Annotated in this window: 10 protein-coding genes, 1 rRNA gene and 1 pseudogene; 7 read left to right on the top strand and 5 right to left on the bottom strand. The window is 68.3% G+C overall.

All coding sequences use genetic code 11. From position 1 onward, the window contains the following. Positions 1 to 51: 51 nt before the first annotated feature. A 16S ribosomal RNA gene (locus AB5J55_RS06640) occupies positions 52 to 1577 on the bottom strand. Positions 1578 to 2133: 556 nt separating this feature from the next. Between AB5J55_RS06640 and AB5J55_RS06645 the strand changes: the two genes are divergently transcribed. Together AB5J55_RS06645 and ptsP are read left to right on the top strand one after the other, a co-directional pair. Next, positions 2134 to 2583: a PTS glucose transporter subunit IIA gene (locus tag AB5J55_RS06645; protein WP_369269767.1), complete on the top strand. Its 450-nt coding sequence runs from the start codon at positions 2134 to 2136 to the stop codon at positions 2581 to 2583. An 82-nt stretch (positions 2584 to 2665) separates the two neighbouring features. After that, positions 2666 to 4336, top strand: coding sequence for a phosphoenolpyruvate--protein phosphotransferase (ptsP, locus tag AB5J55_RS06650; RefSeq protein WP_369269768.1), 1671 nt, complete (start codon positions 2666 to 2668; stop codon positions 4334 to 4336). Between the two features lie 81 nt (positions 4337 to 4417). On the opposite strand, the gene AB5J55_RS06655 is transcribed toward ptsP, so the two are convergent. Both AB5J55_RS06655 and AB5J55_RS06660 read right to left on the bottom strand, forming a co-directional pair. Beyond that, positions 4418 to 5311: a hypothetical protein gene (locus tag AB5J55_RS06655; RefSeq protein ID WP_369269769.1), complete on the bottom strand. Its 894-nt coding sequence runs from the start codon at positions 5309 to 5311 to the stop codon at positions 4418 to 4420. Between the two features lie 107 nt (positions 5312 to 5418). Next, positions 5419 to 7386, bottom strand: a complete 1968-nt coding sequence (locus tag AB5J55_RS06660) for an acetoacetate--CoA ligase (protein WP_369269770.1) — start codon at positions 7384 to 7386, stop codon at positions 5419 to 5421. Positions 7387 to 7598: 212 nt separating this feature from the next. On the opposite strand from AB5J55_RS06660, the gene AB5J55_RS06665 reads away from it, so the two are divergent. Then, positions 7599 to 9977, top strand: a complete 2379-nt coding sequence (locus AB5J55_RS06665; protein WP_369269771.1) for a TIM-barrel domain-containing protein — start codon at positions 7599 to 7601, stop codon at positions 9975 to 9977. Here AB5J55_RS06665 and AB5J55_RS06670 read toward each other — a convergent pair. Beyond that, complete coding sequence (locus tag AB5J55_RS06670) at positions 9968 to 10504, bottom strand: NUDIX domain-containing protein (RefSeq protein ID WP_369269772.1); 537 nt, start codon at positions 10502 to 10504, stop codon at positions 9968 to 9970. The genes AB5J55_RS06665 and AB5J55_RS06670 overlap by 10 nt on opposite strands. Before the next feature lie 49 nt (positions 10505 to 10553). Further along, positions 10554 to 11136, bottom strand: a pseudogene (locus AB5J55_RS06675) (M15 family metallopeptidase). Positions 11137 to 11330: 194 nt separating this feature from the next. Between AB5J55_RS06675 and AB5J55_RS06680 the strand changes: the two are divergent. The 4 genes from AB5J55_RS06680 (at position 11331) to AB5J55_RS06695 (ending at position 16045) form a co-directional block, all read left to right on the top strand. Continuing rightward, positions 11331 to 11756 carry a Zn-ribbon domain-containing OB-fold protein gene (locus tag AB5J55_RS06680; protein WP_369276113.1) on the top strand — a complete coding sequence of 142 codons (426 nt, stop codon included), beginning with the start codon at positions 11331 to 11333 and terminating at the stop codon, positions 11754 to 11756. Then, positions 11753 to 12943, top strand: coding sequence for a lipid-transfer protein (locus AB5J55_RS06685; protein WP_369269773.1), 1191 nt, complete (start codon positions 11753 to 11755; stop codon positions 12941 to 12943). The genes AB5J55_RS06680 and AB5J55_RS06685 overlap by 4 nt, the downstream gene beginning before the upstream one ends. Positions 12944 to 13110: 167 nt before the next feature. After that, the gene (locus tag AB5J55_RS06690; protein WP_369269774.1) at positions 13111 to 14763 is read left to right on the top strand and encodes an EAL domain-containing protein; all 1653 of its coding nucleotides are present in this window, start codon (positions 13111 to 13113) and stop codon (positions 14761 to 14763) included. Between the two features lie 484 nt (positions 14764 to 15247). Further along, complete coding sequence (locus tag AB5J55_RS06695) at positions 15248 to 16045, top strand: MIP/aquaporin family protein (RefSeq protein WP_369269775.1); 798 nt, start codon at positions 15248 to 15250, stop codon at positions 16043 to 16045. Positions 16046 to 16054: the final 9 nt, after the last annotated feature.

Below are 16054 nucleotides of genomic sequence, written 5' to 3' on the forward strand. Positions count from 1 at the left end.
TGATGTACTGGCCTCTGAACCAGGCAAGCCCGGCTTAGAAGTGCTCCTTAGAAAGGAGGTGATCCAGCCGCACCTTCCGGTACGGCTACCTTGTTACGACTTCGTCCCAATCGCCAGTCCCACCTTCGACAGCTCCCTCCCACAAGGGGTTGGGCCACCGGCTTCGGGTGTTACCGACTTTCGTGACGTGACGGGCGGTGTGTACAAGGCCCGGGAACGTATTCACCGCAGCAATGCTGATCTGCGATTACTAGCAACTCCGACTTCATGGGGTCGAGTTGCAGACCCCAATCCGAACTGAGACAGGCTTTTTGAGATTCGCTCCACCTCACGGTATCGCAGCTCATTGTACCTGCCATTGTAGCACGTGTGCAGCCCAAGACATAAGGGGCATGATGACTTGACGTCGTCCCCACCTTCCTCCGAGTTGACCCCGGCGGTCTCCTGTGAGTCCCCATCACCCCGAAGGGCATGCTGGCAACACAGGACAAGGGTTGCGCTCGTTGCGGGACTTAACCCAACATCTCACGACACGAGCTGACGACAGCCATGCACCACCTGTACACCGACCACAAGGGGGCGACCATCTCTGGCCGTTTCCGGTGTATGTCAAGCCTTGGTAAGGTTCTTCGCGTTGCGTCGAATTAAGCCACATGCTCCGCTGCTTGTGCGGGCCCCCGTCAATTCCTTTGAGTTTTAGCCTTGCGGCCGTACTCCCCAGGCGGGGAACTTAATGCGTTAGCTGCGGCACCGACGACGTGGAATGTCGCCAACACCTAGTTCCCACCGTTTACGGCGTGGACTACCAGGGTATCTAATCCTGTTCGCTCCCCACGCTTTCGCTCCTCAGCGTCAGTAATGGCCCAGAGATCCGCCTTCGCCACCGGTGTTCCTCCTGATATCTGCGCATTTCACCGCTACACCAGGAATTCCGATCTCCCCTACCACACTCTAGCTAGCCCGTATCGAATGCAGACCCGGGGTTAAGCCCCGGGCTTTCACACCCGACGTGACAAGCCGCCTACGAGCTCTTTACGCCCAATAATTCCGGACAACGCTTGCGCCCTACGTATTACCGCGGCTGCTGGCACGTAGTTAGCCGGCGCTTCTTCTGCAGGTACCGTCACTTTCGCTTCTTCCCTGCTGAAAGAGGTTTACAACCCGAAGGCCGTCATCCCTCACGCGGCGTCGCTGCATCAGGCTTTCGCCCATTGTGCAATATTCCCCACTGCTGCCTCCCGTAGGAGTCTGGGCCGTGTCTCAGTCCCAGTGTGGCCGGTCGCCCTCTCAGGCCGGCTACCCGTCGTCGCCTTGGTGAGCCATTACCTCACCAACAAGCTGATAGGCCGCGGGCTCATCCTTCACCGCCGGAGCTTTCGACCCCCACCCATGCGAGTGGAAGTGATATCCGGTATTAGACCCCGTTTCCAGGGCTTGTCCCAGAGTGAAGGGCAGATTGCCCACGTGTTACTCACCCGTTCGCCACTAATCCCCACCGAAGTGGTTCATCGTTCGACTTGCATGTGTTAAGCACGCCGCCAGCGTTCGTCCTGAGCCAGGATCAAACTCTCCGTGAATGTTTTCCCGTAATCGGGACCACACATCACGAGAGCGGAACAGCCAGGCGGAATAAGCCCGGCCGTTCACAGCGTCCTCGCTGTGTTTTTTCAAAGGAACCTCGTCCCGACCATGACGGCCGGTAGACGGGGTATCAACATATCTGGCGTTGATTTTTGGCACACTGTTGAGTTCTCAAGGAACGGACGCTTCCTTTGTACTCACCCTCTCGGGCTTTCCTCCGGGCGCTTCCCTTCGGTGTTTCCAAACTCTATCAGGGTTTTTCCGGCTCCCTGACCACCATCCTGCGAGCATGCAGAAGGTGACCCCGAGGATAGGATCTGACAAGTTTGTTGCTGCCGGGCGAGGTTGCGAAGTCGCGTCGCTCAGCCCCAAGCAGGAGTACGACAGTACACGCGGTCACGGAGCGGGTGCAAATCGATTTGGGGTATGGTCTAGACCACTCCGGTCCGCCCGCGCGGAACCGGCACTTCATGTGACATACGCTGCTGAACAGTGTGCCGTCCAGCACAGGCAGCGACGGCCATATCGATCTCCACCCCTGGGAGGCTTCCCATGACCACCGTGACGTCCCCATTGGCAGGACGCGCCGTTGGACTGGCGTCCGTGCCGGATCCGGTCTTCTCCGGGGCCATGGTCGGCCCGGGCACAGCGATCGACCCGGTGCGTGAACCGTCCGAGGCTGTGTCCCCCGTGGACGGAGTCATCGTCTCTCTCCATCCGCACGCCTTCGTCGTCGTCGACGAGCAGGGCCACGGTGTCCTCACCCACCTCGGCATCGACACGGTGCAGCTCAACGGCGAGGGCTTCGAGTTGCTTGTGAACAAGGGCGACACCGTGACGCGCGGCCAGAGCATCGTCCGATGGAACCCCTCGGCCGTCGAGGCAGCCGGCAAGTCTCCGGTGTGCCCGGTCGTGGCCCTTGAGGCAACGGCGGAGGCCCTCTCCGAACTGCGTGACAGCGGCGATGTGAAGGCCGGCGACAGTCTCTTCGTCTGGAAGTGACTTCGGTGCCGTCGCATGGCGGCACGTAGGGACGACAACCACTGCGGCGGCCGGGCCCGCCGCCTTATCGGAGACGGGTGAGATGGAGACAACGCTGCGAGGCGTCGGGGTCAGCCACGGTGTGGCGATCGGCGAGGTTCGGCACATGGGAACGGCGGTCCTCGAGCCGCCTGCCAAGCAGATCCCGGCCGAGGACGCGAAGCGCGAACAGGGGCGCGCCCGGAAGGCCGTAGATGCTGTGGCCGCCGACCTCATGGCGCGCGGCAATCTGGCGGGGGGCGAAGCGCAAGCTGTGCTCGAGGCTCAAGCCATGATGGCCCAGGACCCCGAGCTGATGGCGGATGTGGACCGGCGTATCGCGGTGGGCAGCACTGCCGAGCGTGCCGTGTACGACGCCTTCGCCGCGTATCGCGAGCTGCTGGCCGGTGCCGGTGAGTACCTTGCCGGCCGGGTGGCCGACCTCGATGACGTGCGGAATCGTATCGTCGCTCGTTTGCTCGGGGTTCCGATGCCGGGTGTGCCTGACAGCGACGAGCCCTATGTCCTTGTCGCCCGCGATCTCGCTCCGGCCGACACGGCGCTGCTCGATCCGGCCTTGGTCCTCGGCTTTGTCACCGAGGAGGGCGGGCCGACCAGCCACAGCGCGATTCTTGCGAGGGCACTCGGTGTGCCGGCCGTGGTCGCGCTGCCGGGTGCCGGTGAGCTCACCGAGGGTACGGTCGTAGCTGTGGACGGCAGCACGGGCGACGTCTTCGTGCACCCGAGCGACGAGAAGAAGGCGGAGCTTGAAGGCGCTGCCGCCGCGCGCAAGGCCGCCCTCGCCGCGTCTACCGGGCCGGGCGCCACGGCCGACGGCCACAAGGTGCCGCTGCTTGCCAATGTCGGCGGACCGTCCGACGTTCCGGCCGCTGTCGAAGCGGGTGCCGAGGGTGTCGGTCTGTTCCGGACCGAGTTCCTCTTCCTCGACGACAGCAAGAAGGCGCCGTCGGAGGAGAAGCAGGTCGAGGCCTACCGGCAGGTTCTCGAGGCCTTCCCCGAGGGTCGGGTCGTCGTACGTGTTCTGGACGCGGGTGCGGACAAGCCGCTGGACTTCCTGACGCCGGCCGATGAGCCGAACCCGGCGCTGGGTGTGCGGGGTCTGCGGACGTTGCTGGACCACCCCGAGGTGCTGCGCACCCAGCTGACGGCGCTTGCGAAGGCGTCGGAGGGTCTGCCGGTCTACCTCGAGGTCATGGCCCCGATGGTGGCGGACCGTACTGACGCGAAGGCGTTTGCGGACGCCTGTCGTGCGGCCGGGCTGCGGGCGAAGTTCGGTGCGATGGTGGAGATTCCGTCCGCCGCACTGCGGGCGCGTTCGATCCTGCAGGAGGTCGAGTTCCTGTCACTGGGGACGAACGACCTCGCGCAGTACACCTTCGCCGCGGACCGTCAGGTCGGTGCGGTGTCCCGTCTGCAGGATCCTTGGCAGCCCGCGCTGCTCGACCTGGTCGCGCTGTCCGCGGAGGCGGCGAAGGCCGAGGGCAAGAGCTGCGGCGTCTGTGGTGAGGCCGCTTCCGACCCGCTGCTGGCGTGTGTGCTGACCGGTCTGGGTGTCACCTCCCTGTCCATGGGTTCGGCGTCGATTCCCTATGTCCGGGCGACGCTGGCGAAGTACACGCTGGCGCAGTGTGAGCGTGCTGCTGCGGCCGCGCGGGCGGCGGACAGCGCCGAGGAGGCACGCCACGCCGCTCAGGCGGTGCTGTCGGGCGAGTAGTCGGAGCAGGACGTCTGCGCGATGGTTGCCGGCCCGTTGTGATGGGGCGCTCCACCTGTTGGTGGGGCGCCCCATCCGCGTTCAATGGTGGTGGCCCGGTGGCATTTCCTCACTGCCCAGGTCCGGTGGCACGCAGTAGTCGACGCCGGATTCCGGGGAGATGAGGTCTCCGGATTCGATGTCGGTGCAGTAGGCGTCGAAGACCTCGCCGGCGGTCAGGGGTTCCAGACCGTCTCCGCGCAGGCGCCATCCGTAGATGCGGTCGGACGTGCCGGGGGCGCTGGTCCGCATGACGAGTCCGCCTGGGCTCCGAGTGGCGAGGCCGACGGCGAGGACCGTGGTGAACTCCAGGGCTTCGGCCTCGTCGAGGTGCGTGGCGCCCTCGGTGTCCTCGTCGGCGTGCAGGACGGACACGAGTGCTTCCGGGGTTCCGGTGACGCTGCAGACGAGGTGCCGGCTGCCCGGCTGGGCTGTGTCGAGGATGCGGACGAGGAGGCTCGAGGCGCGCACGAAGGCCGCACGGCCGATGTCCTCGCCGCAGGTGGCGCAGGCGCCGAGGCGTGCCAGGAGTGTGGACGCGTACTCCCACGTGGCTTGTCGGACGGCTTCGTCGACGAGGGCCGGGACGAGGTCTGTGAGGGGCTGGCCCTGGTAGGGGACGGTGGGTCCCGTGGCCGCGAGTTCGGCTGTGAAGCGTGTGCGGCTCGCCGCGTTGTCGGGGTCGAGGCCCGTTTCCGCGCAGAACTCGGCGTACTCCTGCGGATCGAAGAGTGCGATCGTCGTATGGCTGCCTTGGGAGGCCCGAGTCCTGAGGAGGGCCTCCATCTGCTGGAGATAGATCTTGTGGTCGTCGAAGGTGAAGCTGCGGTAGTGCCGCATGGCACGGAAGTCGTGCTCGTCGGTGAGCAGGCCGATCGTGCCGGCGATTTCGCGGCGCAGGACGCGTCGCATCGTCAGGTCGTTGGTATGCGCCATGTTTCCCCCTGTGTGTGCGCAATCGATCAATGCTCACTCACAGTAACCGGCAGCACTGACAACGTGCCCGGCTCGTCGTGGTGCGACGAGTCCGAGGCCGGTGTCGGTCAGGCGCGCTTGCGGGCCAGTTCCTCGTAGAAGTGCAGGAGGTCGAGGTTGTCGATGGAGCCGGGGTTGACGGCCCGCTCCAGGGGTGTGCCTTGGAGAAGGCGTTTGACCGGGACCTCGATGCGCTTGCCCGTGAGGGTGTGGGGGATGCCGGGAACTTCGATGACCTCGTCGGGGACGTGTCGCGGTGAGAGCTGTTCGCGGATGGTCTGCTTGATGCGGCTCAGGAGCGCTTCGTCGAGCACAGCTCCGGGGGCCAGGTGCACGAACAAGGGCATCCAGTAGCCGCCGTCGGGCTGCTCGACGCCGATGACGAGGGATTCCTTGATTTCTGGGAGACGCTCGACCGCTTCGTAGATGTCGGCCGATCCCATGCGGACGCCTTGGCGGTTGAGTGTGGAGTCGGAGCGGCCGTGGATGACGACTGAGCCGCGTGAGGTGAGAGTGATCCAGTCGCCGTGGCGCCAGACGCCGGGATAGGTGTCGAAGTAACTGTCGTGGTAGCGCCTGCCGTCGGGGTCGTTCCAGAAGTAGATCGGCATGGACGGCATGGGGTTGGTGACCACGAGCTCGCCCACCTCGTCGATGAGGGGTTCGCCGCTCGGGTCCCAGGACTGCAGATCGGTGCCGAGGCCCGGGGCCTGGAGTTCGCCTACATACACAGGCACGGTGGGCACGGCTCCCGCGAAGCAGGAGCACACGTCCGTGCCGCCGCTGACGGAGGCGATCCAGAGGTGGTCGCGGACCTCGTCGTGCAGCCAGCGGAATCCGTCGGGCGGCAGTGGGGATCCCGTGGTGGCGACGCACTGCACCTTGGTGAGGTCGAAGTCGCGCGCGGGGTGCACGCCGGCCTTGCGGCAGGCCATGACGTACGCGGCGGACGTGCCGTAGAGGGTGGCTCCCGTGCGTTCGGCGACTCGCCATTGGGCGCCTGTGTCGGGGTAGCCCGGGCTGCCGTCGTACAGGACGATCGTGGTGCCGGTGAGGAGGCCGGAGACGAGGAAGTTCCACATCATCCAGCCCGTCGACGTGTACCAGAAGAAACGGTCCTCTGGGCCCAGGTCGCAGTGCAGCCCGAGTTGTTTGAGGTGCTCGACGAGGATGCCGCCCTGGGACTGCACGATGGCCTTGGGGAGGCCGGTCGTGCCGGAGGAGTAGAGCACCCAGAGAGGGTGGTCGAAGGGCACCTGCTCGAAGACGGGTTCCTCGTCGGCGGCAGTGAGGGCCGACCACTCGAGCGCACCTTCGGGGGCAGCTGTGCCGAGGAGTGGGATATGCACCACGGCGCGCAGCGTGGGCAGTTCACGGCGAAGCTCGGAGACGATGTCGCGGCGGTCGTGCTCCTTGCCGCCGTAGCGGTAGCCGTCCACGGTGAACAGGACGACCGGTTCGATCTGCTGGAAGCGGTCGAGGACGCTGCGGGCACCGAAGTCGGGGGCGCAGGAAGTCCACACTCCGCCCACGGCGGCGGTGGCGAGGAGGGCAACGACGGCTTGCGGGATGTTCGGTAGGTAGCCGCTGACGCGGTCGCCGGGGCGCACGCCGAGGGCGCGCAGCTCGGTGGCGAGGGACCCCACCTGGCGGCGCAGCTCGGACCAGGTCACAGGGCTCGGCTCGTGGGATTCGTCCACGTACAGGAGTGCGGGTTCATCGGCGCGGGTCTCAGCGGCTCGCAGGGCGTGCTCCGCGTAGTTCAGGGTGGCGCCGGGGAACCACTGGGCACCGGGCATCGAACGGTCGCCCAGCACGCGCGCGTACGGCGTGGAGAAGCGTACGTCGAACCACTGCGTGACGGCCTTCCAGAAGGTGTCCAGTTCGTCGACCGACCAGCGGTGCAGTGCCCCGTAGCCGCCCTCGGAGGGGGCGCCGTGGTGCTCGGCGGCCCAGGCCTGGAACTTGGTGACCTGAGCCCGGGCGATGCGCTGGGGATCTGGCTGCCAGAGCGGCTGAGGGTTCACGATCGACATGGAGCGGCTCCCGGACTGTGCGCGTCGTGTGCGTCTTCCGCGCACGGCTGGGTTGTGCGCGTGACGCGGCTGACAGGGACGATGCCATGTGATCGACTTCTACACCAGGGTGCGCCCCACACAGTCCGTGTCGTGAAGATGTGGTCCCGGCACGGGTGAACGGAAGTTGAACGGCGCACGCGCGTGGGGCGGTCAGTGGCAGGCTGAGCAGCATGAACGGTCGTGACCTGGTGCGTTCGATGAAGGTGGTCGGTTCTGTGGGAGCGGCCCAGGGGTTGCGTACCGTGCGAGCGGCGTGGCGCAGGAGGCGTGTCGACGCCGCGGGGTTGCCGCCGCGGGGTGCGGAGCGTGCCCGGGTACCTGGGCCGGTGCAGGAGGTGCAGCCGGGTCCGGGCGGCGGTGTCATCCGGTTCAGCCGGTCCGAGCTGTGCGTCACCGTCGCAGTGAACGGTGCCGTGTTCTGGGGCTGGGACGGGGCCACTCCCGAGCCGTCGTACGCGCTCGCGGGTCGCTGTCCGGAACCGGATCCGCGGGCGGTGCTGGAGCCCGACAAGGAGGGTGGCTGGCGGGTCGTGGCGGAGCGCGTCACGGTCGTCATCTCGCGGCACGGCACCGTGGAGGTGAAGACGCCCGGTGGCGTGACACTGCGCCGCGACCTGCCTCCGCGCTGGTGGGAGCCCATCGACGGTGGGGCGGCACGGTGGATGCAGCGGTCGGAGGTGGCCGCGGACGCGCGGTTCTTCGGGCTCGGTGGGAGGGCATCCGGGCCCCGGCTGAAGGATGGAACGTACCGGCTGTGGAACACCGACCCGGGCCATGCCTTCGGTCCTGGTGACGATCCGCTCTACATCACCATGCCCGTGCAGGTCGTGGTGGCCGACGCGGCCACGCACCTGGTGTTCCACGACACCTCGTGGGACGGCACGGTGACGTTGCGGGAGGGCGAGGAGGGCGCAGGATCCGGGCACGACAGGGCGGGGACGTGCGAGGTGCGGATGGACGGCGGTCCGCTGCGCTGCTGGGTCATGGTGGGCACCCCCGCGCGCGTGCTGCGCGCCTGGGCCGCACTCACCGGCGCGCCCGCTCTACCGCCGGCGTGGGCGCTGGGCCACCATCACGCGCGGTGGGGTTTCGGCAGCGAGCAGGAGGTCCGGCGGATCGTTTCGGGCTACCAGGAGCGTGGTCTGCCTTTGGACGCGGTTCATCTGGACATCGACCACTTCGACGAGCACCAGGTGTTCACGGTCGATCAGGATGCCTTCCCCAAACTGCCGCAGCTCGCCGAGGACCTGCGCCGGGAGGGTGTGCGCCTGGTTTCCATCGTCGACCCGGCGGTCAAGGCCGCGCCAGGCAATGCCGTGTACGACAGCGGGACGGCCGAGGACGCGTTCGTACGGGACGCCTCGGGCCGGCCCGTGCGGGGAGTCGTCTGGCCCGGGGAAGCGGTCTTCCCGGACTTCACGCACGCGCGCGTACGCAAGTGGTGGGCTGGGCTCTACGAGGAGCGGTTTGCACAGGGTTTCTCGGGCTTCTGGCATGACATGAACGAGCCGACCTCGTTCGCGGCCTTCGGGGAGGCGACGCTGCCGCGTTCGGCCCGGCACTCCCTGGAAGGGCGAGGCGGGGATCATAGGGAGGCCCACAACGTCTACGGCCTGTGCATGGCCAGGGCCGGCTACGAGGGCTTGCTCGAACTGGCACCCCAAGAACGGCCCTTCGTCTTCTCCCGTTCGGGGTGGGTCGGCATGCAGCGCTACGGGGGGACCTGGTCCGGGGACGTGGCCACAGGCTGGCCGGGGCTGCGGGCGTCGCTGTCGCTGGTCATGGGCCTCGGGCTGTGCGGGGTGCCGTACTCGGGGCCGGACGTGGGCGGATTCGACGGGAGTCCGTCGCCGGAGCTGTATCTGCGCTGGTTCCAGTTGGCCGCCCATCTGCCGCTGTTCCGTACGCACGCGAGTCTGCGGGCGGGGCGCAGGGAGCCGTGGGAATTCGGTCCCGAGGTGCTGGAGCACGCGCGCGTGGCACTCGTCGAGCGCCGCAGGTTGCTGCCGTACTTCGTGACGCTGGCGCATCTGGCCCGGCGCACAGGGGCGCCGTACGTCCGTCCGCTGTGGTGGTCGGCTCCGGAGGACCGCACGCTGCGCGACTGCGAGGATGCGTTTCTGCTGGGCGACTGTCTGCTGGTGGCACCGGTGCTGGGTCCGGGAGCTGACCGGCGTGCGGTGCAGTTGCCGCGAGGGCGCTGGTACGACACCGCGACGGGGCGAGCCTACGAGGGGCCGGGGCAGGTTCTCGTGGACGCGCCCCTGTCCCGGGTCCCGGTGCTGGCACGCTCGGGTGCCGTCGTCCCCGTGCGTGGGGACGACGGCGGGCTGGAACTGGACGTGTGGGCGCCCGCCCCTGGACGCACCGGGGGCGGGCTGGTCGTGCCGGACGCCGGTGACGGCGAGGACGAGGCGGAGATCGAGCGGTATGTCACCCGCTGGGAAGGCCGAGAGCTGGTCGTCGAGTTGGAGGGCGAGAACGGCATGATCGCCTCGCCTCGTCCGGTGCGCATACGAGGGCTCGATGAGCCTTCGGCTCAGATGTAGCGGCCCTCGAAGAACGCCCTGACGGCCAGCGTGTGCAACGGGAAGGCGAGCTCCTCCGGCCTGCGCAGGAGGTGCCAGCCCTCCGTCTCGTCCGTGGCGGCCGAGGCCGGCAGGCGGTCGGCCGGCCGTTCCGGAAGCAGCCCGAACAGCAGCAGATGGCCGCCTGGGGAGCTCATCGCGTCGACGAGGCGTACGTCGCGGCCGGCTGCGTCGATGCCGGTCTCTTCCTTGAGCTCGCGGACGACGGCCTGCCGCCAGTCCTCGCGGTCGTCGATGTAGCCGCCGGGCAGGGCGATGCCTCCGCGCGCGGGGGCGACGGTTCGGGTGATGACGACCAGGGCGGTGCCCTGGCTGTCGTACACGGGCTGGAGCGCGATCGCTACCGGCAGCGGATTGCGGTAGGCCACGGCGCCGCACGCAGGGCAGGTGCGGGGCCAGCCGGAGACGCCCTCTCCGTAGGGCGCGCCGCAGCTTGAACAGTGGGAATCCGCTGCGGAGTTGGGGGCGGAGTGCTGAGTTTCGGACACGCGGCGGACTGTATCCGATCAGTGGAGGGGCCTCTTCCGGGGGGCGTCGCTAGCGTCCGGCCAGGGATTTCCAGGACACGGGGAAGTCGAAGTAGGTGTCCGGATAGGTCCGGCTTGAACGTGTAGTGCCACCACTCCTCGGCGAGATTCACGAAGCCGAGGGCTTCGACGGTGTGCTTGAGCAGCAGTCGGTTGGTCCGTTGTTCGCCCTGGATGTGCGGGTCGAGGGTGTGGGACAGGGTGTCGAAACAGTCGAAGCCGGTGCCCATGTCGACGGAGCTGTCGGGGAAGCGCTCGGCCTTGGGTGCGTAGCAGGGTACGAGGCGCTCTCCTGGTACGTACGGCCTGGTGGGCAACAGCCGCCTCTGGGCCTTGTGGAGGGCCTAGGCGGCAGGTCGGGTCAGGATGCACAGGGGCTGTCGGTAGCCGTCGATGCGCTCGCCCACGAAGTTGTGCGGGGTGGAGTACCGCATCTCCTGAACGATGGTCGGGTCCCCTGTTCGCAGCGCCACGAAGTCCTTCGGCGCTTTGGGCTCCGGCTTCGCCTGGACGACTGTCGGGGCGGCGGTCACGGCGAGGAGGGTGGCGAGCGTGGTGACCAGTCCTCGTACCGCGGTCGAGAGTCGTGTCATGTCTCCTGCGTCTATCAGGAGTGTGTTCCTTCGCGGAAGCGATCGGATGCATTCCGCCCCTGAAGCCGGACAGGAAGGCCGGTGCCGCCGGTGAGCCCAGGCGGCCCTGCCGCTTTTCCGTTGCCCGTGGCAGACTTCTGACGTTCCGTCAGATCGTACGATCAGGAGGGGCTATGCCACGCACGCGCACACCGGTGGTCGCCGGGTGGTTCGCCGGGGACGAGACCGACTTCCGCCTCCTCGGCACCCGCTGCTCGGCCTGCACCTCGGTCTTCTTTCCGCGGGAGGACGGCCACTGCCGCAACCCCGACTGCCCGGGCGGTGACCTGGAGGAGATCCCTCTCTCGCGGCGGGGGCACGTGTGGTCGTACACGGACAGCCGGTACCGGCCTCCGTCACCCTATGTGACCAACCCGGAACTTCCCTGGGAGCCCTACGCGTTGATCGCTGTGGAGCTGGAGTCCGAGCGCCTCGTCGTGCTGGGACAGGCGGTTCCCGGGGTCACCGTCGCCGATCTGACGGTGGGCATGGAGGTGGAGGTCGTCCCCGGCGTGCTGCATGAGGACGCGGAGACGATCTGGACGACGTGGCAGTGGCGGCCGACGGGGGTGGCGGCATGACGGACGAGGTGGCGGTGCTGGGCGCGGGCATGCACCCGTGGGGCAAGTGGGGGCGCAGCTTCGTCGAGTACGGCGCGGCGGCGGCTCGCGCGGCGATCGCCGATGCGGGACTTGAGTGGCGGGACATCGGGTCGATCGTCGGCGCGGACACCGTGCGGGGCGGCTATCCGGGGTATGTGGCGGGGGCGACGTTCGCGAAGGCGCTCGGCTGGCAGGGAGCCCGGGTCACGAGCGTGTACGCGGCGTGCGCGTCCGGGGCGCAGGCCATCAACACGGCGCGGGCGCAGATACTTTCGGGGCTCGCGGACGTGGTGCTGGTGGTGGGTGCCGACGCTGCTCCCAAAGGCTTCTTCCGGCCTGCGGGCGGCGACCGGCCCGACGATCCGGACTGGCTTCGCTTCCGCGCCCTCGGTGCGACCAATCCGACGTACTTCGGGTTGTACGCGCGTCGGCGGATGGCCGTGCACGGGGACACACCGGAGGACTTCGCGCAGGTCAAGGTGAAGAACGCCGCAGTGGGTGCGCTCAATCCCTACGCCCGCTACCGCAAGCCGGTCACCGCCGAGGAGGTCGCCGCCTCCGCCGTGGTCGCCGATCCCCTACGGCTGCTCGACATCTGCGCGACCTCGGACGGAGGTGCGGCGCTCGTGCTGGCCGGTATGGAGTTCGCGCGTCGGCACGGAACCGGGGATCCGGTGCGGATCCGGGCGGTGTCCACCGTGACACCGCGTTACCCCAACACCGTCCTGGATCTGCCCGACATCGCGACCGACTCGGCAGTGGCAGTGCCACCGGCGGCCGAGACATTCCGGGAGTCGATCGCACGCGCGGCCTATGAGGAAGCCGGCATCGGCCCCGAGGATCTCTCCTTGGCGGAGGTCTACGACCTGTCCACCGCGCTGGAGTTGCAGTGGTACGAGGATCTGGGGCTGTGCGGCGAAGGGGAAGCCGCGAAGTTGCTGAGGGAGGGCTCCACGGCACTCGGCGGGCGAGTACCGGTGAACGCGAGCGGCGGTCTGGCCTCCTTCGGAGAGGCGGTTCCGGCCCAGGCGATAGCGCAAGTATGCGAACTCACCTGGCAGTTGAGGGGCGCCGCGGCCGACCGGCAGGTCACCGGGGCACGTGTGGGAATCGCCGCCAACCAGGGACTGTTCGGGCACGGGTCGGCCGTGGTCGCGGTGCGATGAGTCGCGAGGGCTCCACGGGCCCGGACACTCGCGGTTGTGAGCGTGGCTTCGGCGCCGCATCACCACGGACGACGTGGCGTTTCTACACTGCGTGAGCACGCCGGAATCCTGCGTGAACGTCTCATGAACTGGGCTCGGGCGGTCTTCGGTGGCGCCATCATGCTGCCGTGGACGCCTGGACGGATACTCTCCGCTTCGCCTTCCAACCGGTGGTCAATCTGACGACCGGTGGAGTCGCGGGGCTGGAGATTCTCGCCCGCCCGGAGACCGGCGACGTCCTGGCCGAGGCGCGCCGCGATCCCGAACTCGACGGCCGGCTCGCCGTGTTGGCGTTCCGTGCCGCGGCCCGCAAGGAGACGTTGCTGCCCCTGCACGTCAATGTGTTCGCCGGTACCCTCGCCGACCTCGGTGGGCTCACACCGCTGCACGACGCCGTGCGCGCGGCGGGTCGGCTGCCGTGGGAGGTGACGATCGACATCGGTCCGCCGTACACGCACGTGCCGCAGCACGCGCTGCTGGAGGCGCTCGGCGCGCTGCGAAACCAGGGCTTCCGGATCAGCGCGGACGGCGTCGGAGACGGAGACCTCCCGCTGCGCCTGCTCACGGACATGGCGCCGGATCTCGTGAAGCTCGACGCGTCCCTGCTGGCGCGCCCGGCCGCGGTGCGGGCGATGCGGACGCTGTGCGACCAGCAGGGCGCACTCCTGTGCGTCGAGGGTGTCGAGACGGAGCTCCAGTGCGCTTCCGCGCGGTCGGCCGGTGCGCAGCTGGCGCAGGGGGAGCTGTTCGCCCCACCGGCTCGGCTGCCCGCGGCGGAGGTATACGTTCCGCCGCGCTCCCCCGGACTGTCGGTGACGCCACGGTCGGGACCGTCTGTACGGCAGTTCGTGCGGCCGGCCGCGTTGCTACCCGCCACCGCGTCCGCGGGCCAGGTGCGGGCGCTGCTGACCGGGTCGCCGGACGTGTCCGGGGTGCTCCTGGTGGACCGGAGCGGCGTCCCGGTGCGGTCGGTGCACCGTTCCCGCTTCCTGCTGTCGATGTCGGGCCGCTACGGCCATGCCCTGTACGCGGACCGGCCCGCGGCCAAGCTGGGAGATCTCCCCCGCACGGTGGGCGTCGACGCCACCGCGTGGGAGGTGCTGGACGTGGTCGCGGACGGCGGGAGCAACCGTACGTCGGACGATGTGGCGGTGGTCGACCGGTACGGCCGCTGCGTGGGCGTCGTACGGCTCGCGGACCTCGTACGAGCTCTCGCCGAGAATCGCGTCGAGGAGGCGGCGGGGCTCAACCCGCTGACCCGGCTGCCCGGTTCGGATGCGATCACCGGTGAGGTGGACCGGCGGATCGCGGACGGCCGGAGGTTCGCTCTGAGCTGGCTGGATGTGGACCACTTCAAGCAGGTCAACGACGGAGCCGGGTTCGCGGCGGGCGACGAGCTGATCCGGTCCGTCGGACGGGTACTGCAGCACGCGGCGACGGAAAGTATCCGCGTGGGCCACATCGGCGGGGACGACTTCCTGGTGCTGGCGGATCCGGAGGGGCTGGATCCGCTGGCCACGTCGGTGCTGGACGCGCCCTGGTCCGCGGGTGGACTTGCCATCACGCTGTCCCTCGCCACGGTCCTGTGCGAGCCGGGCAGCGTGACGGACCACCGGCAGGCGGCCGCCTGTCTGGCGCCGCTGAAGAAGGCCGCGAAATCGCTGAGCGGAGCGAGCTGGGTGCTGGGCCGGGCAGGGCTCCCGGGGCACGAGATCCTGCGCGGGGTGGACGAGGCGACGGCCCGGGCCGAGTGGGCGGTGGCGGAGCCGGGCAGAGGGTGAGACGCTTCTCCTACCAGGTCGGCGGAGGCCGAGGCGGCGTCCGTGCGGCTTCAGTGCAAACATCATCATCGGCCCCCGTCGGGTCCGGCAGGAACTGGCCTCCCTGCCGCCCAAGCGGGGCCCCCGGTGCCCGTCCCGCCCGCGAGTGGCGTGCTCTGAGCCCGGTCGACGACATTCCGTGACCGTGGGCACGCCCAGAACCGTTGACGTCCGCGACCTTGACGCCCCTTGGACGCCGGTGAACACTTCCCGGTGTCAGTCGACATCGCCGTACATTGCCGGCGTATCCACGCACTGCGCCGCGCGGTTGCGCCTGGACCAGAGCCCTTTTCTCCACGGGCGAGTCGACTGCGACGGCACGCTCGTCACGGACGCCGGGCGGGGCGCGGGACCCTTCCCTGCCTTCCGCTGAAGTAGCCAAGGGAAACGCACCCTGCACGGAGGTTCGGGGTCGATCACCCCGGGCCACGGCCAAGGAGCCGCCATGACCAACGGAGACATATTCGTCGGCGAGATGATCGGTACGGCGATCCTGATCCTGTTCGGCGCCGGCGTCTGCGCCGCCGTCACGCTGAGATTCTCGAAAGCACGCGCCGCCGGCTGGGTGGTGATCGCCTTCGGCTGGGGATTCGGTGTTCTGGCGGGTGCCTACACGGCCGCTCCCCTCTCCGGCGGTCACCTGAATCCGGCCGTCACCTTCGGACTCGCCGTCGACACCGGCGTGTGGGACAAGGTCTGGGTCTACCTGCTGGGTCAGATGGCCGGAGCCATGATCGGCGCCGTGCTGTGCTACCTCACGTACTTCTCCCAGTTCCAGGCCAATGTGCGGCAGACGGGGACCACGGAGGGCACCCTGGACGAGCCGGTGCCGACGCTCGGCATCTTCTCCACGATCCCGGAGATCCGGAGCACGGTGGCCAACCTGGTGACCGAGATCCTCGCGACCATCGCCCTGGTGCTGCCCCTCCTGGCCCTGGTCGGCAACAACAGGCACGTGGAGGGGATCGGCATCGGACAGATCGTGGGCCAGGCCGACGGCATCTACGGTTCCGGTATCTCGATCCTCCTCGTTGCCCTGCTGGTCGTCGGTATCGGCCTCTCCCTGGGCGGCCCCACCGGGTATGCCATCAACCCGGCACGTGACCTCGGACCGCGCATCGTGCACACGTTCCTGCCTATCCCGAACAAGGGCACGTCCGACTGGGGCTACTCGTGGATCCCGGTCGTCGGGCCACTGATCGGCGGCCTGCTCGGTGGCCTCATCTACAACGCAGCCTTCTGAATCAGCCCA

It is taken from the genome of Streptomyces sp. R11, assembly GCF_041051905.1.
In the GTDB taxonomy this organism is placed as follows: domain Bacteria; phylum Actinomycetota; class Actinomycetes; order Streptomycetales; family Streptomycetaceae; genus Streptomyces.